A 21,992-nucleotide genomic window follows, 5' to 3' on the forward strand; every position below is an offset into this window, starting at 1 on the left:
GCAGTGTGCCCCACGGCCTGATCGGTCGCCGTCATCGCCGTCCTGCCTGTGGACAACTTCACCGTTCCGGATGCCGACCACGGCGTCGTGCCTCATGCTGTCAAGCAGTCCGTTGTCCGTCAGGGGAGACAAAACGATGACCGCTCTAGCCGAACCGACCGCGCGCCGCCTGCGCCGCCCGTCCTGGCGCGATCCGCGCCTGCTTATCGGCGTGGCGATGGTGTTGCTCGCCACGGCCCTGGGAGCGATGGGCCTGCGCGCCGCCGATTCCCGGGTGCCCGTCTATGCCGCCCGCGCTGTTCTGCTGCCCGGCGAACGGCTCAGCCTCGACAAACTCGTCCGTGTCGATGTGCAACTCTCCGGAGCCCGCACCAGCTATTTCGCGGCCGGTGACGGATTGCCCAGCGACGGCTACGTGCTGCGGGAGGTGCGCGCCGGCGAACTCCTGCCCAAGTCGGCGGTCGGCCGGGGCACCGAGATCGGCGTGGCCCCGCTGTCGGTCAGCGTCGACCTCGCCTCCAGCGGGGCCCTCGTCAGCGGCTCCACCGTCGACGTCTACGCCAACAAGAGTGTCGATGCGGTCGGCACCACCAAGGCGTATGCCGGCCCCGAACGCGTCCTGAGCGCCGTCCACGTCGCGCGGGTCACCACCGCCTCCGGCTTCGGGGCCACCTCCGGCCGCAGCGCCGTCCAACTCCTCGTGCCGGCCGCCGAGGTCGCGCGCGTCATCGCCTTGGTCGACGACGGCGCGAAGTTCACCCTCGTCCCGGTGCCCGGCTCGCCACTGCGAGAAGCGTCGTGACCCTCCGGGTCCTGACCGCGATCGAGCCCCGGCACGAAGCCGCGGTGATGACCCGGCTCGGCGCGATCGCCACCATCGACGTGGTGCGCCGCTGCCCGGATCTGCCCGACCTGCTCGCCGCGGGCGCGGCCGGTCTGGCCGACGTGGCCGTCGTCTCGGCCGGCCTGCGCGGCCTGGACCGCGACAGTCTCGCCCAACTGCGCGAGGCGGACGTGCACGTCATCGGACTGATCGGCGACGACGAAGCCGAGGAGCGTCGCCTGCGCCAACTCGGCGTCGCCACCATCGTCCCCGCGGACAGCGGTCCCGAGGAGTTGCGCGAGGCGATCGAGCGGCTCGCGGCGAGCACACCGCATACGGAGATTGGGGACGCGGAGTGGGCCGCGCTGGAGTCGGGCCTCGACCCCGCCGGCCGGCCGGCCGACGACGACAGCGAGGCCCCCCACGATGCGGCCAAGGGCCGAGTCGTCGCCGTCTGGGGCCCGGTGGGCTCACCCGGTCGCACGACCCTGTCGGTCAATCTCGCCGGCGAACTCGCCGCCACCGGTGTCTCCGTCCTGCTGATCGACGCGGACACCTACGGCGCGTGCGTGGCTCAAGTCCTCGGCCTGCTCGACGAAGCCGCCGGTATGGCCGCGGCCGCGCGCGCCGCCGAGGTCGGCACCCTCGATCTGGCCACGCTCGCCCGGCTCGCGCCGCGCGTCGATCCCGGATTCCGGGTGCTCACCGGCCTGCCCAGCGCCGATCGCTGGCCTGAGCTGCGCGCGGAGTCGATGACCCACCTGCTGGACTTGGCGCGCGGCCTGGTCGACGTCGTCATCGTCGACTGTGCCTTCTGCCTCGAGGACGACGAGACGCTCAGTTACGACACCCGGGCCCCGCGCCGCAATGGCGCCACCCTCGCCGCGATCGCTGCGGCCGACACGGTCCTGGCCGTGGGCGCCGGTGACCCGGTCGGCCTGCAGCGTCTCGTGCGCGGGCTGCCGGAGCTGCGGGAGCACAGCGGCGCCGACCCGACCGTCGTCGTCAACCGCGTTCGTGCCTCGGTGGCAGGGGGCTCGCCGGAACGTCGCATCGGCGAGGCCCTCGATCGCTTCGCCGGCGTCAGCGTCGAGCACTTCGTGCCCGAGGATCCCGTGGCCTTCGATCGCTGCTTGCTCTCGGCCCGCCTGCTCCTCGACGAGGCCCCGAAGTCGCTGGCCCGGGCTCGCGTGCGCGCGCTGGCCGCCACCTTGCCTGCGGTGGCCGAGCCCGCCCCGAGTGCGCGCCGTCGCATCCGTCCGCGGTCTGCCACGATTGGCCGGTGGTCGACCGCCTAAGCCCTGCCGACAGCAGCTTCCTCTATCTGGAGGATGTCAGCGCCCCGATGCATATCGGCCAGGTGCTGATCTTCGACCAACCCGAGGGATTCACTGGAGCGTCGGCCGTCACCGCCATCGCCGCGCGCCTGTCGGACCTACCCCGCTATCGGCAGCGGGTCCGGTCGGTGCCCGGCCGCCTGGCCGGCCCGGTGTGGAGCGACGACCCCGACTTCGACATCGACTATCACGTGCGCCGGTCCGCGGTGCCGCGTCCGGGCACCGAGGAGCAACTCGCGGAATTCGTCGCGCGGGTCAGCGCCCGGCCCCTGGACCGGGACCGGCCGCTGTGGGAGTGCTATGTCGTCGAGGGCCTCACCGGTGGCCGTTTCGCCCTGGTCACCAAGGTGCATCAGGCCCTGATCGACTCCATTTCCACCCGCGACATCGTCGGCCTCAGCCCCGACCCAAGGGCGCGCTTCGGCGCCCCTGAGCCGTGGTCGCCCCGGCCTGAACCGGGCAACCGCGATCTGCTCACCGACGCCATCGGCCAACTCGTCAGCCGCCCCACGGGTGTTCGCGACACCCTGCGCGCGGGCATCGGCGAACTGCGCGCGACGGCCGGCCGGGTCGGCCGGGTCGGCTCGGTTCTGGCGCGCTCAGCGACCCGCCCCACGTCCCGCGGTGCGTTCGAGGTCACGCCGGCGTCGGCGCGCCGCTATCGGATGCACACGGCTGACCTCGCCGATTTTCGCGAGGTCCGCACCGCTTTTGCGACCGCCGGTCGCGAGTTGCCCAGCATCCACGCGATCATCCTGACCGTCATCGCCGGCGCCTTGCGCGTCTGGCTGCAGGGTCGCGGCGAGCACATCCGGGCCGACCGGTCGGTGCGCGCCATGGTCCCGGCCACCACGGCGGCCGGCGAGATGGTCGCCGTCTTCGTCGACCTGCCCATCGGTGAGGCATCGCCCCTCGTGCGCCTGCACCAGATCGAGTTCAGCCTCGCTCACCAGGTGCGCACCGAGCAGGGGATGCGCGCCGTCGACCTGGCCGCCATGGGCGGCTCGGCCCCGCCCGCTCTGCACGCCCTCGGCGTGCGGCTGGGATCGTCTCTCTCGCAACGACTTTTCGACCTCGTCATCACCAATGTCCCGGGTCCGCAGCGCCGGATGTATGGCGATGGCGTGCCACTCCTCGCCACCTATCCGGTCCTTCCGCTCACCCGTGGCAATGCGCTGGCCATCGGGATGACCAGCTATCTGGGCGTCGTGCACTTCGGTATCGTCGCCGACCGCGATGCCGTTCCCGATATCGACCAGATCAGCGCCGGCCTGACCGAAGCCCTCGAGGAGCTGCGCGACTGGATCGCCCGCGACCCATCCACCACCAAAGGATTCAGGGATGACTGAAATTCGCCTCTACTTGCCCGGCACCGCGGACGACCTGGACGCCCTCCTGCGTGACGGGCGCCTCGAGGTGGCGGGGCGAACGGCATACGGGGTCAGCCCGGGGTTGGTCGCGGCGACGCCGCGGGCCGATGAGGAGGAACGCGAGTATGCCGCGTTCCTGGAGGCCGCCGACGCCGCCGGTGCTGCGGATGACGGGGCCGGGCGCGTGGTGGTGCTGTCGATCGACCTACCCGAGCCCGAGATCAGCTGGCCGCGGGAGGGGCACTTCGTCACCCTGTCCGGCACCATCGCGCGGCGCGACCTGGTCGCCATCCACCTCGGGGAAGAGCCTGGTCCCGATGCCGACCTGCTGTGGTACGACGCGACCGAGGCCGCCGCTGCGGTGGAGTTGTTGCGCGGGTAGGGGGTCGCCGCCCGCCCGAAGTAGGCTGGTCGAAAGTTCGAGGAGGAGCCGAGATATGGACGCCAGAACGACCGTGCCCACACCCGTGAACGAACCCGTCCGGGACTACGCCCCGGGATCCCCCGAACGCGAGGCGCTCCTGAGCGAGCTGGCCCGGCTGGGTGGCGAGACCCGCGACCTGCCACAGGTCATCGGTGGTCAGGAACGGATGTCCCGCGGTCCCGCGACCGCGGTGCGCCAGCCGCATGCCCATGCCAAGGTCATCGGCACGCTGCGCACGGCGACCACGTCCGATGCCGCGGACGCCATTGACGCAGCCGCCGTCGCCGCACCCGGTTGGCGGGCGTTGTCGTATGCCGATCGCGCGGCGATCTTCCTCAAGGCCGCCGACCTGCTCGCCGGGCCTTGGCGCGCCACCCTCAACGCCGCCACGATGCTCGGTCAGAGCAAGACGGCCTACCAGGCCGAGATCGACTCGGCCTGCGAGTTGATCGACTTCTGGCGCTTCAATGTCGCCTTCGGCGAGCAGATCTTGTCCGAGCAGCCGATGGCCAATGCGCCGGGCGTCTGGAACCGGCTCGACCACCGCCCGCTCGAGGGTTTTGTCTATGCGATCACCCCGTTCAACTTCAGCGCCATCGCGGGCAACCTGCCGACCGCGCCAGCGCTGATGGGCAACACGGTGATCTGGAAGCCCAGCCCGACCCAGCAGTTGGCCGCGAGCTACACCATGGAGTTGCTCGAGGCCGCCGGACTGCCACCGGGCGTGATCAATATGGTCACCGGCGACGGCCTTGCCGTCTCAGAGGTCGCTCTCGCGCACCGCGATCTGGCCGGCATCCACTTCACCGGCTCGACCGCGACCTTCCGCCACCTGTGGCACACGGTGGCCGCCAACCTCGAGGCCTATCGCGGCTATCCGCGGATCGTCGGCGAGACCGGCGGCAAGGACTTCGTGCTCGCCCACCCCAGCGCCGACCCGGATGTGCTGCGCACCGCCCTGATCCGCGGCGCTTTCGAGTTCCAGGGCCAGAAGTGCTCGGCGGCCTCGCGTGCCTACATCCCGCGCTCGCTGTGGCGCGTGATCAAGGACGACCTGATCGATCTCACCGAGGGCCTGACCCAGGGCGATGTCACCGACCTGAGCAACTTCATGGGCGCCGTCATCGACGAGCGCTCGTATGTCCGCAATGTCACCGCCATCGAACGTGCCCGGGGTGCTGCTGGGGTCAGCGTGCTGGCCGGTGGCCGCTATGACGACACCGCCGGATACTTCGTGCGACCGACGATCCTCCTGGGCGAGGACCCGTCCGACGAGATGTTCACGACCGAGTACTTCGGGCCGATCCTGTCGGTGCACGTCTATCCGGATCGCCGTTTCGCCACGGTCATGGGCGCCATGGAGTCGATCGCGCCCTATGCGCTGACCGGGTCGATCATCGCCCAGGACCGGACCGTGATCGCCGAGGCGACCGAGGCCCTGCGCTTCGCCGCCGGCAACTTCTATGTCAACGACAAGCCGACCGGGGCGGTCGTGGGCCAGCAGCCCTTCGGCGGCGCGCGCGCCTCGGGGACCAATGACAAGGCCGGTTCGATCCTGAATCTGCTGCGCTGGACATCGCCGCGCGCGATCAAGGAGACCTTTGTGCCGGCCACCGGGCACGCCTATCCCCACATGGGCTGAGCACGCGGCGCGCTCGGGTCGACGGCGGTGAGATCCGCTGCGGCAGTGGCGTAGTAGGTTTTCCGCTCATGAAGATCACGGAGGCCGCCGATCTCGACGCATCCGTGGAAGAGGTCTTCGCCCTGCGCACGACCGAGGCTTTCCAGGACGAGAAGTGCGCGCGGTCGAGCCCCCTGCGGCATACGGTCGTGATCCACCGTGAAGGCGACCACACGATCATTCATACCGTCCGGGCGATGGCCACCGACGCCCTCCCGGAGGCTGCCCAGCGAGCCACGGGCGCGGAACTCCATGTCGATGAGACCCAGGACTGGGGGCCGGCCGATGCGGACGGCAGCAGGTCCGCCGATGTCTGGATCCGGCTGCGCGGACTACCCGTCACCCTCACCGGCACGCTGACCTTGTCGCCGACCGCTGCCGGCTCGCATCAGGCGCTCGCCGGCAGCCTCCGAGCGGCCATACCGATCGTCGGCGGGCGGATCGAGCACTATGCGGCGATGGCGATCACCCGTGGCTTCGACATCGAGGCTCAGCTGGTCGGGGAGAGCCTGCGCGGAGGACGGTGATCACGGCGCCGTGTGGACAAACTTCGCTGGCTGTGGACAACGAGGTGGTGCCGACGGTGCCCGTCACTAGGGTGGTTCCATGCCGCAGTCCCAGCGCCCCTCGGACCTCGGCGTGGTGCTCGATCGCCTCGCCGATCGCTGCGACGCCGCCGTGGAGTCGCTCCTGCTCACTGTCCCAGTTGCCGGCGACCGCGAGACGCAACTGGCGCTCGAGGGCTATCTGGATCAGCTGATGGACACGCTGCGCATGCTCGCCGCGACCGGGCGCGAGACCCGGGCGCGGCTCGTCGTCACTGCGCTTGATCAGAGCGTTTGGCCCGCCGGGCCGGTGCGGCTCAATGGGCGCCAAGGGTCGCCGGGACGGTCGCGATGAGCCAATCCGATCCCGCCTCGCTCGCCGAGGCCGCCCGCATTCTGCGCCGGCTCGCCGACGACCTCGAGGAGTCCGCAGCGGCCCTTGGCTCAACGGCGCGAGGCCCGGTCAATGCCGATCCGGCCGGGGTCCCCGGAGCCGGCGTGAGGCAGCTTCGGGCCGTGTGCGAAGCGACGGCGGCCGGCGCTCGTGGCGGGGGAAGCGCCCTGCAGAAGACGGCGTATGCCCTCGCCGACCACGCGCATGCCCGCTCGGCACTCGCCGACGGGGCCCGCGCCGCGGGTCTCGCCGTTGCGGACGCCCCGCACGAGAGCACGCCGCGCCTCACCCTGACGCCGGGTATCGCTGGGATCGCCGACGCCGAGCAGGTCGCGGCTCGCGCCCGGGTCCTCGTCGAGTTCACCGAACGCCGCCGCGCGCTCGCCGAGAGCCACGGCTGCCGTGAGGCGGCGCTCCGCGACCGGCTACGCGAGTTGACCGCCACCCTGGAGGAAGTCGCGCGGACCTTGCGCTGATGTCGGACAGCCCGATTCGGCGGCGCACGGGGTGGCGGCTACCCTGGCAGGGCAGGGCAGCGACGCCCCGGACAAATGAAAAGGTGTCTTTCCAGTGTCGACAATGACGTCCCACGACTCCCAGACCCGCGCCGAGTTGATCACCGAGGCGGCCAATCTCGCGACCGCGGCCGGTGCGCCGCCGATGCAGGGCTTCCTTCAGGACTACTACCGTCACGTGCCCGTCGACGAGCTGCGCCGACGCACGCCAGAAGACCTGCTGTCGTTGGCCGTGGGGCAGCGCGAACTCGCCCGGCACCGACCCGCCGGCACCGCCTCGGTGCGCTGCTTCAACCCGACGCTCGACGCCGACGGCTGGACCAGCTCGCACACCGTCGTCCAGATCGTCACCGACGACATGCCCTTTCTCGTCGACTCGGTCAATGCCGTGCTCGCCACCATGAATCGCCCGGTCCATCTGGTCATTCACCCCGTCCTGCAGGTCGAGCGCGACGCCACCGGAGACCTGGTCGGCATCATCGCCGGCGATGCCGAGGCCCAGGCCGGACGCGCCGTCGGTGTGCTGGCCGAGTCCTGGATGCATGTCGAGATCGACCGGGAGTCCCACGCGTCCGATCGCGACGAGATCGAAGGCCGGTTGCGCGCCGCGCTCTCCGATGTCCGGGAAGCCGTCGAGGACTGGCCGAAGATGCAGGCCCGGGCCCGGCAGGTCGCCGCCGACATCACCGCGGACCCACCCGCCGGGATCGACGACGGTGAAGCCCACGAGGCCGTCGAGCTGCTGGCCTGGCTGGCCGACAACCACTTCACCTTCCTCGCCGCGCGTGACTACCGGCTCGGGCCGGTCGAGGGCGGCACCGGGCTGATCCCGGTGCCGGGCAGCGGGTTGGGACTGTTGCGTTCCGACCCGCCGATGGGTCAGCCGCGTCCGCCGCTGAACGAGACCGTGCTGCGCAAGGCCCGCGAGCCGCGCCTGGTCTTCGTTACCAAGGCCAACTCGCGCGCCACGGTGCACCGGCCGGTCTATATGGACTATGTGGGGGTCAAAACCTTTGACGAGCACGGCACGGTCGTGGGGGAGCGCCGGTTCCTCGGCCTGTTCACCGCGAGCGCGTATGCCGAATCCATCTTGCGCGTGCCCTTCCTCGCCGACAAGGTGACCTCCGTCCTGCGCACGGCCGGCTATTCCGAGGGCTCCCACTCCGCGAAGGACCTGCTCGGGATCTTCGAGGAGTACCCCCGCGACGAGCTCTTCCAGGCGGACGGCGATCAGCTGCTGGAGGTCGCCACCTCGGTGCTCAATCTCGCGGAGAAGCACCGCACCCGCGTCTTCCTGCGGCCCGACGACTACGGCCGGTTCGTCTCGGCGCTGGTCTTCATTCCCCGGGATCGGTACAACACCGCCGTCCGGCTCAGTGTCGAGTCGATCCTGAGGGAGGCCGTGGGGGCGGTGGGCGTCGAATACACCACCCGGGTCTCGGAATCCCATCTCGCGCAAGTGCACTACGTTCTGCGTCTCGAGCCGGGCACTCGCGTCCCCGATGTCGACGTCGATGCCCTCGAGGCCCGCATCGCCGCGGCCACCCGGACGTGGGATGAGGACTTCGCGGGCGCCTCCGTCCGCGAGTTCGGTGAGGAGGAGGCCGCGCGCCTGGTCAGCACGTATGCCGGCGCCTTCCCCACCGCATACAAGGAGGACTTCGAGGTCCGCCAGGGCGTCGCCGACCTGCACCACCTCGAGGCCCTGCCCGACCCGGATTCGACCCGCATGGTGCTCTACAAGCCGCGTTGGAAGCCCGACACCGAGCGTCGCTTCAAGATCTTCCGGCGCGAACAGGTGACCTTGACCCGGGTGCTCCCGCTATTCACCGATATGGGCGTCGAGGTCGTCGACGAGCGACCGTATGAGGTGGCACGCGCCGATGGCACCCGCCTGCACGTCTACGACTTCGGCCTGCGGGTGCGTGACGGTGCCGTGTGGAGCTCGATGACCCACGCCCGCCTGCGCGAACTCTTCGAGGACGCCGTCGCGGCCGTGTGGGCCGGTCGCGCGGAGTCCGACGGTTTCAACACGCTGGTGCTGCGCTCGCAGTTGACCTGGCGCCAGGTGGTCATCCTGCGCACGATCGCGAAGTACCTGCGCCAGACCCGGCCCGCCTTCTCCGAGAACTATCTCCAGAACGCCCTGATCCACAACTGGCGGATCGCTGCCGACCTGGTCGCGCTCTTCGAGGCGCGGTTCGATCCGGCCGGCTCCGCGGACGACCGACCGGCCTGCGAGGAGGCGATCGCCGAGCGCATCGTCGACGCCCTCGATTCGGTCACCTCGCTGGACGAGGACCGCATCATCCGGGCCTTCCTCGGGGTCATCCGCGCAACCTTGCGCACGAACTACTACCAGCGCGACGCCCACGGGGCGCCCAAGGCTTATGTCTCGCTGAAGTTGGACCCGCAGAAGGTGCCGGAACTCCCGGCTCCGCGGCCGGCATACGAGATCTGGGTTTACAGCCCGCGCGTCGAGGGCGTGCACCTGCGCTTCGGCCCGGTCGCTCGCGGCGGCCTGCGCTGGAGCGACCGGCGCGACGACTTCCGCACCGAAGTGCTGGGCCTGGTCAAGGCCCAGATGGTCAAGAACGCCGTGATCGTGCCGACCGGCTCCAAGGGCGGCTTCTTTGCCAAGCAACTGCCCGATAACAGTGACCGCGACGCGTGGCTGGCCGAGGGCATCGCGTCCTACCGAATCTTCATCAGCGGCCTGCTCGACCTGACCGACAACCGGGTCAGCGACGAGGTCGTCCCGCCCGCCGATGTCGTGCGGCACGACGGCGACGACCCGTATCTCGTGGTTGCCGCCGACAAGGGCACGGCCAGCTTCTCCGATATCGCCAACAGCGTCAGCCAGGACTATGGCTTCTGGCTCGATGACGCCTTCGCCTCCGGCGGCTCCAGCGGCTACGACCACAAGGGCATGGGGATCACCGCCCGCGGGGCGTGGGAATCGGTCAAGCGGCACTTCCGCGAGTTCGGCCATGACACCCAGACCGAGGACTTCACCACGGTGGGCATCGGCGACATGAGCGGTGACGTCTTCGGCAACGGGATGCTGCTCTCGCACCACATTCGCCTGATCGCCGCCTTCGATCACCGGCACGTCTTCCTCGACCCCAACCCGGTCGCCGCGACGTCGTTCGCCGAGCGGCAGCGCCTGTTCGACCTGCCCCGCTCGTCGTGGGGCGACTACGACACTGCCGTGATCTCCGAGGGGGGCGGTGTCTATCCGCGGACGGCCAAGTCGGTACCCATCACGGCGCCGGTCGCCGAAGCACTAGGGATCGACTCCGGGGTCCGCGCCATGACGCCGGCCGAGTTGATCCACGCGATCCTGCTCGCGCCCGCCGACCTGCTGTGGAATGGCGGCATCGGCACCTATGTCAAGGCGAGCACCGAGAGCAATGGCGAGATCGGTGACCGCGCCAATGACGCCATCCGCGTCGACGGCCGAGACCTGCGGGTCCGGGTCGTCGGCGAGGGCGGCAACCTCGGCTTCTCGCAGCACGGACGCATCGAGGCGGCCCGCCATGGCATCCGGATCAATACCGATGCCATCGACAACTCGGCCGGCGTGGACACCTCCGACCACGAGGTCAACATCAAGATCCTGCTCAGCCAGGTGGTTCGCGACGGCGATCTGACTCTCAAACAGCGCAACGAGATCCTCGCCTCGATGACCGATGACGTGGCGCATGCCGTGCTGCGCGACAACTACGAGCAGAACGTCCTGCTCGGGAATGCCCGGGCCCAGCAATTCGCGATGGTGCCGGTCCACCAGCGGCTGATCCACGAACTCGAGGACCGGGGCGACCTCAACCGGGAGTTGGAGTTCCTGCCCTCCGATGTGGAGCTCGCGAAGCGGGCCGAGGAGCAGGCCGGCTTGTCCTCGCCCGAGTTCTCGGTGCTGGTCGCCTACGCGAAGCTGGCGCTCAAGCACGATCTGCTGCAGACCACGCTGCCCGACGATCCCTGGCTGGAGCAAACGCTGCGCGGCTACTTCCCGCCGCTGGTCGGCGAGCGCTTCCCCGGCGCGGTCGACGCCCATCCGCTCAAACGCGAGATCATCACGACGGCGATCGCCAACTCCCTGGTCAACCGCGGCGGGATCACCTTCGCCTTCCGCGCGGCCGAGGAAACGGGAGCGACCACCGAGCAGATCGCGCGGGCCTTCGTGATCGCGCGCGAGATCTTCGGTGCCGCGGGCTATCTGTCGGCCGTCGAAGCCCTCGACAACCAGGTGGGCACGGACGTCCAGACGGATCTCTATCTGGAGTTGCGCCGGCTGCTCGACCGGGCGGTGCGGTGGCTCGTGGTCAGCCGCCCGGCGGGCCTCGACCTCTCCACCGAGATCGCGCGCTTCCGCCCGATCATCGCCGAGTGGGCACCGAAGATTCCCGACTTCCTGGTGGGCAGCGAGCGCGAACGTTTGGATCGCAATACCGCCGCCCGCGTCGAGCAAGGCGTCCCGGAAGACATCGCGGCGCGCCGGTCGGCGCTGCTGGACTGCTACTCCCTGCTCGACATCGTCGAGATCGCCACCGAGACCGGGCACGACCCGTCGGTGATCATCCCGCTCTATTTCCAGATCTCCGAGCGCCTGGGCGTGGATAACCTCCTTGGCAAAATCACCCTGCTCTCGCGGGAGAATCGTTGGGATTCGCTGGCGCGTGGCGCCCTCCGAGACGACCTGTACGGCATCCTCGAAGGCATCACGCGCTCGGTGCTGGCGGGCGCGGAGCCGGGCTCGGCCGGGCCGGAGGACCTGATCGAGCACTGGCTCGACGCCAACCGCGACTCGCTCGAGCGCGCGCACCGCTCCTTGCGCGGCATCGACCGCATGGACCGGCCGGGCATCTCTGCCTTGTCCGTAGCGCTGCGCGTGCTCCGGACCGTCGTAAAGTCGGGGTCGGCCGATCACTGAGGTCCGGACACCTTGACCGGGTAGGCTCCCCGCTCGTGGTCAGCATGCTCGCCGAACGCCTTCACCGGGATTCGCAACTCGGCGACCGGGCGATCGAGCGGGTGCACGTCCTGCTCGGCGAGTGGCAGTTGCTCTCCGATTTGTCCTTCGCCGATCTGGTGCTGTGGATCCAGATGCTCGACGGCGGCTGGCACGCGGTCGCCCACGTGCGCCCGAACACCGGCCAAATGGTCTTTTTCGATGACATCGTCGGCCAGGTCGCCATGGGCGACCGGGCGCGACTGCTCGAACAGGCGAAGTACGAAGGGGCCGTTCTGCGCCGCGGCGGGCCGATTCTCGATCACGATCACGCGATCCGTGAGGAAGCCGTCCCGCTGCGCGACCAGGGCGGCACGATCGCGATCTTGACCCGGCATACGAATCTGACCGCTTTGCGCACGCCGAGCCGGCTGGAGCTGAGCTATCAGGGGCTGGCGGCGACTCTCGTGCGGATGATCGCGGCGGGGGAGTGGCCGACGGCGTGCGCTCCCACCGGTCACCGCCGGGGCGCCCCGCGCGTCAGCGACGGCGTCATCCACCTCGGCGTCGACGGCCTGGTGCGGTATGCCAGCCCCAACGCCCTCAGCGCGATCCACCGGCTCGGTCACGACGGTGAGGTCATCGGCGAGCACCTGACCCAGATCTTCACCGATGTGCTGCGCGACGAGGGGCAAGTGGACGAGGCCCTCGCCGTGGTGACTACCGGCCGGGCGGACTGGCGCGCCGACGTCGCGACCAGGGCCGGGGCGGTGGCCCTGCGCGCCATCCCGCTGACCGAGGACCATCAGCGCATCGGCGCGATGATCCTCCTGCGCGATGTCACCGAGTTGCGCCGCCGCGAGCACGAGTTGCTCTCCAAGGACGCGACCATCCGCGAGATTCACCACCGCGTCAAGAACAATCTGCAGACCGTCGCGGCCCTCCTGCGGTTGCAAGCCCGCCGGCTCCCGCCGGGTCAGGGCAAGGATGCCCTCGATGAGGCGGTGCGCCGGGTCGGCACGATCGCCATGGTCCACGAGACGCTCAGCCACGGGTTCGACGAGACCGTCGATTTCGACGACATCGCGGTGCGTGGCCTGCAGGCCGTCATCGAGGTGGCGTCCCAGGAGCAGCACATCGAGTCGCGGGTCGCGGGCACCTTCGGGCGGATGCGCGCCGAGGACGCCATGGCTCTGGCCATGGTGATCAGCGAACTCGTGCAGAACGCGGTCGAGCATGGCCTGGCCGACCGCGGCGGGCGGATCGAGGTGCTCGTCGACAGGGAGGAGGGCGAGGACGGAGTGGTGCTGCGGGTGACGATCGCCGACAACGGCACGGGCATACCGCCGGGTTTCCGGCCCGGCAAGGCGGGCCTCGGCACCCAGATCGTCAACTCACTGGTCCAGGATCTGCGCGGCGCCATCCGGTGGGAGGATGTCAACCCCCACGGCACGCGGGTGCGCTTCTTCGCCTGTCTGCGCCCTCTCGAACGGGAGAGTTAGGACTTAGCCGGCGCGGCGGGCGCGGGCGTTACGACGCTTGAGTGCGCGGCGCTCGTCCTCGGACAAACCGCCCCAGACGCCTGAATCCTGGCCGTTCTCCAGCGACCACTTCAGACAGATGTCGACCACCTCACACCGACGGCAGACCGCCTTGGCCTCTTCGATCTGCAAGATCGCGGGACCGGTGTTCCCGATCGGGAAGAATAGTTCCGGGTCCTCGTCGAGACACGCCGCGCGGTCGCGCCAGTCCATGAAGCAGAGCTCCTTTGTCGAGCAACACATTGGGTGCCACGGATGGTAGGGCCGGGGCACGGGGGTTTCCAAGAAGGATCAACGACCCATTGTCAGGGACAAACCCTCTGGTTGCCAATGGTTAGGGCAGTCATTTTGTTCCCGGCGCCTCGACATAGGGTGCCCGTATGACGCATCCCCCCGCCGCGACCCGGACCTGGCCGGTCGCCGTGGCCCTCGCCGTGCTCGGCCTGGAGGCCCTGGGGCTGGTGGGGCTGATCGTGCTCTATGTGATCGAGTTGAGCGCCGCCAAGGCCGAGTCTGCGGGACGTACCTTGGCCTCGATCGCCCTTTTCGTGGTCGGCCTGCTGATCCTGCTGGCCATGATCCGGGCGTGGCGGCGCTCGGACGGCTGGCAGCGGATGGCCACTCTCGTGCTCAATGCGCTGATGATTCCCGTCGGCTTCAGCGCGGTCAGGGGCTGGGGGATGTGGATCGGCGGACCTGCGCTCCTGCTGGCTGGCGCGGGTGTGGTGGCCGCCCTCGCGGCGTCCGGCGAGGACGAGGTCTCGCCCGCGCGCTGACCTGGTCCGGCTCAGCTCAGAACAGGTCGCACCCGTCGAGCACATCGCACCCGTCGCAGCCGCCGCACCCGTCGCCGAAGTCGAGCAGTCCGCTCGCGGACGACGCGAAGTCACCGGCGGCGTCGGCAACGCCCGTCAGGACGTCGAAGTCCCCGATCGAGCCGATCAGATCACCCAGGTCGCCGATTCCCGTGCCGAGATTCCACACGAGGTCCGCGCCGTCGATCCAGGTGAAGTCGAAGTACGCGTCGCCGAGGCCGGCCAAGTGCGCCCGGGTGGCCACGTCGGCGAAGGTCTTGGCCCAGCGGTCCGCGACGCCGAAGACCATGGCATAGGGCAGATAGCGCGAGAAGAGATCGGCGGCCTCCTCGAAGCGGATCTGCCCGGCCTCGGCCTTGGTCAGGTATTCCTTGAAGCCGAGGGCCTGGATGCGCGCGGCGCTGCCCTCCGCAGTGCGGGGCGTGCGTCCGCGCATGCCGATGAAGAGGATGCCCGAGGCGATCGCCAATCCGGCACCGAGCGCGATGAGCAGGTGATTCTCGCGCGCGGTCGTCAGCAGGGCCGCGCCGCCATAGCCCAGCAGGCCGATGGCCACGAGCAGCAGTGGCAGGGCCAGGCAGCCGATGCGCCGATTGCGGTCCCGCGGATGCTTGGTGTACCAGCGGCGGTCGACGACCTCGCGATAGAGCCCGATCTGGGCCTCGCGCATGGTCAGGTCGAAGCCACGCTTCTTCAGCTCGCCGATGGTGGTCTCGGGACCCTGCGCGAAGACCCGTCCGAGCAGCAGCGTCTCGAAGGACAGCAGGGCACCGGGGGGCGCGGGCAGCAGGCGGGTCAGGCGCCAGTCCCGGTCCGGGCGGGCGGAGGCGGGGGCCGGCCGCCCCCGGTGCGAGGGCGCCGGGGGCGGAGGTGGGGCGGCCGGATCGACCGGCTCAGGGTGCAACCGCAGATAGCCGCGCACCGCCAGGTCGATCAGCGTGGCGCTGACGTCGACGACATCCGCGCGGCCGTCGATGACCGTGCCGACCAGGCCGGGCGTCATACCGTCCGGTGGGGTGAACCGCACGGCGACCGGTCCTGACCACTCCGATTGCCCACCCCCGACGCGCGTGCGGGTGACCTGCTGCCCCAGGGCCGGCAACTCGCCGGGCGTGACCCCGGCGAATACGGCGTCGCGGCGCCGCCGGCGGAACCACACGACGGCGGGCAGCACGATCAGGACCGGCACGAGGGCGGCCACCATCAGCGCGATACGTTCGTCTGCCGGCATACCGGGGAAGCCTAGGGCGTGCGGCCGGCGGCCGCGTCGTTGACTAGCATGCGCACCCGTGAGCGGTAATTACGTCCTGACCCTGTCCTGCCCCGACCGACCCGGCATCGTCGCCGCGGTCGCGACCACGCTCGCCAATGTCGGGGGGAACATTTTGGAGAGCCAACAGTTCGACGACCAGCGCACCGGACGCTTCTTCATGCGGGTGCTCTTCGCGGGCGTCGACGGCCGCGTGCTCGACGAGCACGACCTGCACGGGGCCATCGGCGCGATCGGGGTGCCCTTCGCGATGGACTGGGCCCTGCGTCCGGCAGCTGCGCCCTATCGCACCATCGTCATGGTCTCGAAGTTTGGCCACTGCCTCAACGACATCCTCTTCCGGTGGCGAACCGGCGGGATCAATATGGACATCGCGGCGATCGTCTCCAACCACCGCGACCTGGAGCCGCTGGCGCGTTCGTATGCCGTTCCCTTCCACCACATTCCCGTCACCGCGGACACCAAGGCGGATGCGGAGGCCCAACTCTCGGCCCTGGTCGACGACCTCGGCGTCGACCTGGTCGTCCTCGCCCGCTACATGCAGATCCTCTCCGACGACCTGAGTGCGGCGATGTCGGGACGGATCATCAACATCCACCACTCCTTCCTGCCCTCCTTCAAGGGCGCCAAGCCCTACCACCAGGCGTTCGCCCGCGGCGTCAAACTCGTCGGCGCGACGGCGCATTTCGTCACCGCCGACCTCGACGAAGGACCGATCATCGAGCAGGATGCGATCCGCGTCGATCACCGGATGCTTCCCCAGGACCTGGTCCGGGCCGGTGAGGAGTGCGAGGAGCGCGTGCTGGCCCGCGCGCTGCGGTGGTATTGCGAGTCGCGGGTGATGATCGCCGGTGACCGCACCGTCGTCTTCAGTTGATCGCGCCGGCGCCAAGTCTTAGCCCACGCGAGGCGCGCTGACAGCTTCCCGACAGGGAGTGTGCCGAAAGTTGTTGCTACACAAGCCGGGCGGATGAGCCGACCGGCGAGACCCCAAGGAGCAACATCCATGGCCCTTTCCAAGTTCGGTGCGGCGGCTGCCGCTCTCGCAGCCGCCGGCGTCGTCGTCGGTGGCGGTGCCGCCCTCGCCAACGCGGCCGACAACTCCTCATCCTCGACCTCCTCCAGCTCCGCCGCTGCCGGCTCCAATGGCGCGTCCAGCGGGGCCGCTGCCGCCAACCAGGGTCAGGCCCCGCAGGGTCAGGGTGGTCCGGGCATGAACGACGCGTCCCAGGACACGGCGGTCACCGGCACCGAGGCCGACAAGGTCATCGCAGCCGTCAAGGCCAAGGACGCCACGGTCACCATCGACACCGTCCGCAAGGACCCCGACGGCTCGTACGACGCACTCGGTACCAAGGACGGCTCGCCGGTCTTCTTCGACGTGAGCGCCGACCTCGCCACTATCACCCAGAACACCGGCGGTCCGGGCGCCATGGGCGGTCACGGCGGCGGGATGGGTGGCCCGCGTGGCGGCATGGACGGTCAAGCCCCCGGCGCGGCTCAGGGTGGCACGCAGAGCGGCGCCCAAGGCAACGCCCCGACGTCTGCTCCGACCCTGCCCAGCACGGCCGGCACCAACTGATCCAGCGCCCGCGCACGCCAGGCTTCCTCGGCGTGCTCGTTGCCGCGCTCGGGCGGGCGCGCGGCGCTACTGCTGCAGGAGGCTTCGGCACTCGCGAGCGATCTGGAGTTCCTCATTCGTGGGGATGACGTATGCCGCGACCCTACTGGCCGACGTGGTCACCAGCGTCTCGCCCTCGGCCGCCGCATTCGCGTCCGCGTCGATCTCGACACCGAAGACGGTCAGGCGCCCCAGGACCGCCGCGCGCAACCGGGGCGAGTGCTCGCCGATCCCGCCCGTAAAGGCGATGGCATCAAGGCGGCCCATGGCCGCGGCATACGCGCCGATGTATTTGACGAGGCGGTGCACCACGACAGCGATCGCTGCGGCGGCATCCGCATCGCCGGCCTGGGCCCGGTCCGAGATAGTGCGGTAATCGTTCGCTCCCGCAAGGCCTTTCAATCCGCTCTGCTTGTTCAAGGCGTCGTCCAACTCGGCGACGCCGAGGCCGGCCGTGCGCGCCATATGGAACGGGATCGCCGGGTCCAGATCCCCGCAACGCGTTCCCATCACCAGGCCCTCGAGTGGCGTCATGCCCATCGAGGTGTCGATGCTCTCGCCGTCGAGCACCGCGCAGGCGCTGCACCCATTGCCCAGGTGCAGCACCACGATCGCTAGCTCGGAGCGACCCATGATCGCCGAAACACGCCTCGAGACATACTCGTGGGACGTCCCGTGGAAGCCGTAGCGGCGCACGCTGTGCTCATCGCGCCAGGTCTGCGGCACGGCATACGTGAACGCCGCGGGCGGTAGGGTCCGGTGGAAGGCCGTGTCAAAGACGGCGACATGCGGCACATCGGGGAAGCGGGCCAGCGCCGCCCGGATGCCGGCGATATTTGCCGGATTGTGCAGGGGCGCAAGGGGAGTCAGCTCTTCAAGAGCGTGGAGCACGTGCTCGTCGATGCGCGTGGCCTCGCGAAATTTGGTGCCGCCGTGGACAACGCGATGACCGACGGCGAAGAGCGGTTCCGCGCCGAGATCCGGACCGTAGGTCCCGAAGGCCTCGCCCAGGGCCACGAATGCTGCGGCCGGGTCGGCGATCGGCGCCGACCAGCGCTGCGTGCTCTCGCCTGCCGTATGCCGTAGCTCGCCCGTCCCTTCCCCGATCCGCTCGATCAGGCCCGAGGCCGCGACGAGTCCCGAATCGGCATCCAGGAGTTGGTATTTCACCGATGACGAGCCGGCGTTGATCACCAGAACACGCTTCACTGCGACGCTCCTGCCTGGATCGCGGTGATGGCGATCGTGTTGACGATGTCACGGACGAGGGCACCACGGGAGAGGTCGTTGACGGGTCGGCGCAGGCCCTGCAGTACCGGTCCGATGGCCACGGCGCCCGCCGACCGTTGCACGGCCTTGTAGGTGTTGTTGCCGGTGTTTAGGTCGGGGAAGACGAAAACCGTGGCGGCGCCGGCCACCGGCGATCCCTTGAGCTTCGTCGCGGCGACCGCGGGGTCAACGGCCGCGTCATACTGGATCGGTCCCTCGACGAGCAGATGCGGGGCCCGCGCACGCACCAGTTCCGTTGCGGCCCTGACCTTTTCGACATCGGCTCCGGTGCCGCTGCTGCCGGTCGAATAGGACAGCATGGCCACCCGCGGGTCGACGCCGAACTGCGCCGCCGTCAAGGCTGAGGAGATAGCGATGTCGGCGAGTTGCTCGGCCGTCGGCTCGGGATTGACCGCGCAGTCGCCATAGACCAGCACCCGGTCGGCCAGGCACATCAAGAAGACACTGCTGACGACCGAGACGTCGGGCACGGTCTTGATGACTTCGAGCGCGGGCCGGATGGTATGCGCCGTGGTGTGGGCCGCGCCCGACACCATGCCGTCGGCCTCGCCGAGGAGAACCATCATGGTCCCGAAATAGGAAACGTCGGTGACGATATCGCGCGCCATGTCGACGGTCACGCCCTTCTGCCCACGCAAGCGCGCGTATTCGATCGAATAGCGCTCGACGTGCTCGGGGTCCTCGGTCGAGAGCAGCCGCGCGCCCTCCAGGTCGAGCCCCAGCACTCCGGCGCGTTCGCGGACGGCTGCCGGATCGCCGAGGATCGTCAGGCGTGCGGCTCCGCGATGCAGGATGCGGTCGGCTGCGTCGAGGATGCGGTCGTCATTGCCCTCCGGAAGCACGATGTGGGCGTTCGCGGCGCGGGCCCGCGTGATCAGTTGCTGCTCGAACATCAGCGGGGTGACGGCCCCGGGCGTGGTTGCACCGAGGTGGGTCAGCAGCGCTTCGGAGTCGATGTGCTGAGTGAAAAGTCGTTCTGCCGCTTCGAGTTTGCGCGGGGATCCGGGATCGAGATAGCCGCGAACGCCGACCAGGGTCGAGGTGGTCGCCACCGTTCCGCCCGCGCAACCGATGACCGGCAGTTGCGGGCTCAGGCCGTCGATCAGCCGCTGAACCTGCGGTGAGAGCGAAAACCCGCCGTTGAGGAAGAGCGCGGCCGGGGTGGGAAAGGTGTTGGCCTCGTGAGCCAGGAGCACGCCGAGGACGACGTCCTCACGGTCGCCGGGAACGACCACGGCGCCGCCGGCGACGAGCCGGTCGAGCACGTGCGGCATCGTCATCGCGGCGACGACGAGCCCCTGGCAGGTCTCATCGAGACGGGTGGGGTCGCCATACAGCAAGGTGCCGTCGACGGCGGTGAGGAGTTGCCGCACGGTCGGCGCCCGCAGGAAGGGGGAGTCGGGGACGGCGAAGGCGGGGATGCCCGCTCCGGCGGCCACGGCGGCGAGTGCTGAGTCCGGGTCGGCGGTCACCCGATTGGCGACGACGGCGAGCACATGGGCGTGGTGCGCCCGCGCGTCGGCGATCGCGACCCGAGCCGCCGTCGCGATGTCCTCGGGTTCACGGTCGGCGCCGGAGACCACCAGGAGCATGGGGGCTTCGAGGTTCGCGGCCAGTTCCGCGTTGACGCTGAACTCGGTCGGGGAGGGGACGTCGGAGAAGTCGGAGCCGACGACCACCATCGCATCGCGGCCCGCCGCGGCCGCGTGGAAGCGCGCGACGATCTCCTCCATCGCGGCGCTCTGTTCGGCGTGTATGGCGTCATAGGTAACGCCCAGCGCGAGGTGCGGATCCATCGGTTCGGACAGGCTCGCGGCAAGCAGCGTCAGGACCGGGTCGGGCTCGTCGGTGTTGCTGACGATCGGGCGGAAGACGCCGACGCGGCCGGCCTGGCGGGTCAGCGCCGATACCACGCCGAGAGCGATCGCGGACTTGCCGGCGGCGGCTTCGGTGGCGGCCACATAGATGCGCGTTGACATGCTCGCAAGCCTAGGGCGCCCGGCCTCGCGGCAGACGAAAAGGCCCGGTCCGCGCTCGAGGCGACGGCCGGGCCGGGGTGGTTGCGCGCAGCGTCAGGCGGCGATCGGGGCGCGCAGGTGGGCGCGGTTGCTGTGGGTGCTGCTCAAGTTGTGCGTGAGGATGTCGCGCACCAGGTCGGCGTCGTCGCTGTCCTGGCCCTCGACGCTCGCCAGGAGGTCTTCGATCTCGACCGGTGAGGTGTAGACGGCCAGGGCGTCCTGGAGTTCGCGGACGTGGGCGCGGGCGGCCTTGCGTTCGTTGTGGGTGGCAATCAGGTCGTGCCAGCGGGTTTTCGTGCTCATGCGTCAAGTGTCCTCGTCGGGCAACGATGCGTCCAATAGCTGCACAGCATGCCATTTATGCCGTAACGTCATGGGAGTGGAGACCGAGGCGCTGCGCTGGTTCCAGCTCGTTGCCGACGGACTGACGGTCACCGAGGTCGCCGAGACCTATGCCGTCAGTCAGCCAGGCGTCTCTCGTGCGCTTGCGCGACTGGAGGAGGACGTCGGCACGCCGCTGTTGCGCCGCTCCGGCCGGGTGCTGCGCCTGACTCAGGCCGGGGCGACCTTCAAACGCCATGTGGACGCCTTTGTCAACAATCTCGACGACGGCCTGGCCGCGGTCGAACAACTGCTGGATCCCGGCAGCGGGCTGGTCACGCTCGGCTTCCCGCTCAGCCTCGGGACGTGGTTTGTCCCCGGGCTGATTCGCGACTTCGGGCGGATTCGGCCCCAGGTGCGCTTCGCCCTGCAGCGGACGGCGGTCGGCGAGCCCGGGGCCCCCTCGCGCCTCCTGCTCACCCGCGAGGTCGAGTTGGAGCTGACCACCGCGCGCATTTCCCATCCCGATATCGAGTGGCGACGGGTTGCCGTCGAGCCGCTGCTGCTGTGCGTGCCGCTCGATCACCCAGTCGCGGACGCCGATGCGGTCGAACTCGCCGCGGTCGCTGCCGAGCCCTTCATCATGCGCCGCCGGCCCTCGGGGATGCGTGAGCAGGTGGTCGACCTGTGCAATGCGGCCGGTTTCTCGCCGGTGGTCGCTTATGAAGTGGACGACCTGCCCACGGTGCGCGGCTTCGTCGGGGCCGGCCTGGGAGTGGCCGTGGTCCCGGCCCTCGGGCGCGATGTCCCGGTCGTGCTCGGGCCGGTCCGCTTCCTCCCGCTGCTGGATCCGGGGGCCCAGCGCGACATCGGCCTGGCGTGCCTGACCGAGCGTCGCCTGCTGCCCGCGGCCGACTCCTTCCGCCGCTTCGTGGTCGGGGGCGGGGCGAACCTAACGTCTGCTAGCAGCGTTTAGACCGTATGGAGTGACCGCTCAGGATGGTTGAGTCGGTTGCGGGCCGGGGCCTCACTCACAAACACTCGTGGGTTACCGAGCAGGGGCCGCCTGCTCGGCC

General features: G+C 69.7%; 19 protein-coding genes. 14 read left to right on the top strand and 5 right to left on the bottom strand.

Going from position 1 to position 21,992, the window contains the following annotated elements; all coding sequences use genetic code 11:
* Positions 1 to 136 precede the first annotated feature (136 nt).
* The 10 genes from ABD209_RS17670 (at position 137) to ABD209_RS17715 (ending at position 13,542) form a co-directional block, all read left to right on the top strand.
* Positions 137 to 802 (top strand): hypothetical protein, encoded by a 666-nt coding sequence (locus ABD209_RS17670; protein ID WP_344068795.1) that lies wholly within the window; start codon positions 137 to 139, stop codon positions 800 to 802.
* Positions 799 to 2,121, top strand: coding sequence for a CpaE/TadZ family protein (locus ABD209_RS17675; RefSeq protein WP_344068797.1), 1,323 nt, complete (start codon positions 799 to 801; stop codon positions 2,119 to 2,121). The genes ABD209_RS17670 and ABD209_RS17675 overlap by 4 nt, the downstream gene beginning before the upstream one ends.
* Positions 2,106 to 3,509, top strand: a complete 1,404-nt coding sequence (locus ABD209_RS17680; protein ID WP_344068800.1) for a wax ester/triacylglycerol synthase family O-acyltransferase — start codon at positions 2,106 to 2,108, stop codon at positions 3,507 to 3,509. The genes ABD209_RS17675 and ABD209_RS17680 overlap by 16 nt, the downstream gene beginning before the upstream one ends.
* Positions 3,502 to 3,912: a DUF6912 family protein gene (locus ABD209_RS17685; RefSeq protein ID WP_344068803.1), complete on the top strand. Its 411-nt coding sequence runs from the start codon at positions 3,502 to 3,504 to the stop codon at positions 3,910 to 3,912. Before ABD209_RS17680 ends, ABD209_RS17685 begins: the two co-directional genes overlap by 8 nt.
* A 55-nt stretch (positions 3,913 to 3,967) precedes the next feature.
* Positions 3,968 to 5,596, top strand: coding sequence for an L-glutamate gamma-semialdehyde dehydrogenase (pruA, locus tag ABD209_RS17690; protein ID WP_344068806.1), 1,629 nt, complete (start codon positions 3,968 to 3,970; stop codon positions 5,594 to 5,596).
* A gap of 68 nt (positions 5,597 to 5,664) precedes the next feature.
* Positions 5,665 to 6,162 (top strand): DUF2505 domain-containing protein, encoded by a 498-nt coding sequence (locus tag ABD209_RS17695; RefSeq protein WP_344068809.1) that lies wholly within the window; start codon positions 5,665 to 5,667, stop codon positions 6,160 to 6,162.
* Between the two features lie 79 nt (positions 6,163 to 6,241).
* Positions 6,242 to 6,535, top strand: coding sequence for a hypothetical protein (locus tag ABD209_RS17700; protein WP_344068812.1), 294 nt, complete (start codon positions 6,242 to 6,244; stop codon positions 6,533 to 6,535).
* Positions 6,532 to 7,050, top strand: a complete 519-nt coding sequence (locus ABD209_RS17705) for a hypothetical protein (protein ID WP_344068815.1) — start codon at positions 6,532 to 6,534, stop codon at positions 7,048 to 7,050. Before ABD209_RS17700 ends, ABD209_RS17705 begins: the two co-directional genes overlap by 4 nt.
* 103 nt (positions 7,051 to 7,153) lie before the next feature.
* A complete protein-coding gene (locus ABD209_RS17710) occupies positions 7,154 to 12,022 on the top strand; it encodes an NAD-glutamate dehydrogenase (protein ID WP_344068844.1) in 4,869 nt (1,622 codons plus the stop codon).
* A 44-nt stretch (positions 12,023 to 12,066) separates the two neighbouring features.
* Positions 12,067 to 13,542: a sensor histidine kinase gene (locus tag ABD209_RS17715; protein WP_344068847.1), complete on the top strand. Its 1,476-nt coding sequence runs from the start codon at positions 12,067 to 12,069 to the stop codon at positions 13,540 to 13,542.
* Positions 13,543 to 13,545: 3 nt separating this feature from the next.
* On the opposite strand, the gene ABD209_RS17720 is transcribed toward ABD209_RS17715, so the two are convergent.
* Entirely contained in the window at positions 13,546 to 13,794 is a 249-nt protein-coding gene (locus tag ABD209_RS17720; RefSeq protein ID WP_344068818.1) for a WhiB family transcriptional regulator, read from the bottom strand.
* Positions 13,795 to 13,961: 167 nt separating this feature from the next.
* Here ABD209_RS17720 and ABD209_RS17725 point away from each other — a divergent pair, with 167 nt between their 5' ends.
* The gene (locus tag ABD209_RS17725; protein WP_344068820.1) at positions 13,962 to 14,357 is read left to right on the top strand and encodes a hypothetical protein; all 396 of its coding nucleotides are present in this window, start codon (positions 13,962 to 13,964) and stop codon (positions 14,355 to 14,357) included.
* Positions 14,358 to 14,373: 16 nt separating this feature from the next.
* On the opposite strand, the gene ABD209_RS17730 is transcribed toward ABD209_RS17725, so the two are convergent.
* Entirely contained in the window at positions 14,374 to 15,627 is a 1,254-nt protein-coding gene (locus ABD209_RS17730; RefSeq protein ID WP_344068824.1) for a DUF2207 domain-containing protein, read from the bottom strand.
* A 58-nt stretch (positions 15,628 to 15,685) separates the two neighbouring features.
* On the opposite strand from ABD209_RS17730, the gene purU reads away from it, so the two are divergent.
* Together purU and ABD209_RS17740 are read left to right on the top strand one after the other, a co-directional pair.
* Positions 15,686 to 16,543 (top strand): formyltetrahydrofolate deformylase, encoded by an 858-nt coding sequence (purU, locus tag ABD209_RS17735; protein ID WP_344068827.1) that lies wholly within the window; start codon positions 15,686 to 15,688, stop codon positions 16,541 to 16,543.
* Between the two features lie 129 nt (positions 16,544 to 16,672).
* The gene (locus tag ABD209_RS17740; RefSeq protein WP_344068830.1) at positions 16,673 to 17,248 is read left to right on the top strand and encodes a hypothetical protein; all 576 of its coding nucleotides are present in this window, start codon (positions 16,673 to 16,675) and stop codon (positions 17,246 to 17,248) included.
* Positions 17,249 to 17,314: 66 nt separating this feature from the next.
* Here ABD209_RS17740 and ABD209_RS17745 read toward each other — a convergent pair whose 3' ends face one another.
* The 3 genes from ABD209_RS17745 to ABD209_RS17755 form a co-directional block, all read right to left on the bottom strand.
* The gene (locus ABD209_RS17745; RefSeq protein ID WP_344068833.1) at positions 17,315 to 18,496 is read right to left on the bottom strand and encodes an acetate/propionate family kinase; all 1,182 of its coding nucleotides are present in this window, start codon (positions 18,494 to 18,496) and stop codon (positions 17,315 to 17,317) included.
* Complete coding sequence (pta, locus tag ABD209_RS17750; protein WP_344068836.1) at positions 18,493 to 20,556, bottom strand: phosphate acetyltransferase; 2,064 nt, start codon at positions 20,554 to 20,556, stop codon at positions 18,493 to 18,495. Before pta ends, ABD209_RS17745 begins: the two co-directional genes overlap by 4 nt.
* A gap of 93 nt (positions 20,557 to 20,649) precedes the next feature.
* The gene (locus ABD209_RS17755; protein WP_344068839.1) at positions 20,650 to 20,898 is read right to left on the bottom strand and encodes a hypothetical protein; all 249 of its coding nucleotides are present in this window, start codon (positions 20,896 to 20,898) and stop codon (positions 20,650 to 20,652) included.
* 70 nt (positions 20,899 to 20,968) lie between these two features.
* Here ABD209_RS17755 and ABD209_RS17760 point away from each other — a divergent pair, with 70 nt between their 5' ends.
* The gene (locus ABD209_RS17760; RefSeq protein ID WP_344068842.1) at positions 20,969 to 21,892 is read left to right on the top strand and encodes a LysR family transcriptional regulator; all 924 of its coding nucleotides are present in this window, start codon (positions 20,969 to 20,971) and stop codon (positions 21,890 to 21,892) included.
* Positions 21,893 to 21,992: the final 100 nt, after the last annotated feature.

Origin of the sequence: Nostocoides vanveenii, from assembly GCF_039531165.1 — a bacterium.
GTDB classification, from domain to species: Bacteria; Actinomycetota; Actinomycetes; order Actinomycetales; family Dermatophilaceae; genus Nostocoides_A; species Nostocoides_A vanveenii.

Bases quoted from the DNA above. Each gene is read 5' to 3' on its own strand.
- ABD209_RS17670 (WP_344068795.1), top strand. From the start codon at position 137: ATGACCGCTCTAGCCGAACCGACCGCGCGCCGCCTGCGCCGCCCGTCC.
- ABD209_RS17685 (WP_344068803.1), top strand. From the start codon at position 3,502: ATGACTGAAATTCGCCTCTACTTGCCCGGCACCGCGGACGACCTGGAC.
- pruA (WP_344068806.1), top strand. From the start codon at position 3,968: ATGGACGCCAGAACGACCGTGCCCACACCCGTGAACGAACCCGTCCGG.
- ABD209_RS17695 (WP_344068809.1), top strand. From the start codon at position 5,665: ATGAAGATCACGGAGGCCGCCGATCTCGACGCATCCGTGGAAGAGGTC.
- ABD209_RS17700 (WP_344068812.1), top strand. From the start codon at position 6,242: ATGCCGCAGTCCCAGCGCCCCTCGGACCTCGGCGTGGTGCTCGATCGC.
- ABD209_RS17705 (WP_344068815.1), top strand. From the start codon at position 6,532: ATGAGCCAATCCGATCCCGCCTCGCTCGCCGAGGCCGCCCGCATTCTG.
- ABD209_RS17710 (WP_344068844.1), top strand. From the start codon at position 7,154: ATGACGTCCCACGACTCCCAGACCCGCGCCGAGTTGATCACCGAGGCG.
- ABD209_RS17715 (WP_344068847.1), top strand. From the start codon at position 12,067: ATGCTCGCCGAACGCCTTCACCGGGATTCGCAACTCGGCGACCGGGCG.
- ABD209_RS17720 (WP_344068818.1), bottom strand. From the start codon at position 13,794: ATGGACTGGCGCGACCGCGCGGCGTGTCTCGACGAGGACCCGGAACTA.
- ABD209_RS17725 (WP_344068820.1), top strand. From the start codon at position 13,962: ATGACGCATCCCCCCGCCGCGACCCGGACCTGGCCGGTCGCCGTGGCC.
- ABD209_RS17730 (WP_344068824.1), bottom strand. From the start codon at position 15,627: ATGCCGGCAGACGAACGTATCGCGCTGATGGTGGCCGCCCTCGTGCCG.
- ABD209_RS17740 (WP_344068830.1), top strand. From the start codon at position 16,673: ATGGCCCTTTCCAAGTTCGGTGCGGCGGCTGCCGCTCTCGCAGCCGCC.
- pta (WP_344068836.1), bottom strand. From the start codon at position 20,556: ATGTCAACGCGCATCTATGTGGCCGCCACCGAAGCCGCCGCCGGCAAG.
- ABD209_RS17755 (WP_344068839.1), bottom strand. From the start codon at position 20,898: ATGAGCACGAAAACCCGCTGGCACGACCTGATTGCCACCCACAACGAA.
- ABD209_RS17760 (WP_344068842.1), top strand. From the start codon at position 20,969: ATGGGAGTGGAGACCGAGGCGCTGCGCTGGTTCCAGCTCGTTGCCGAC.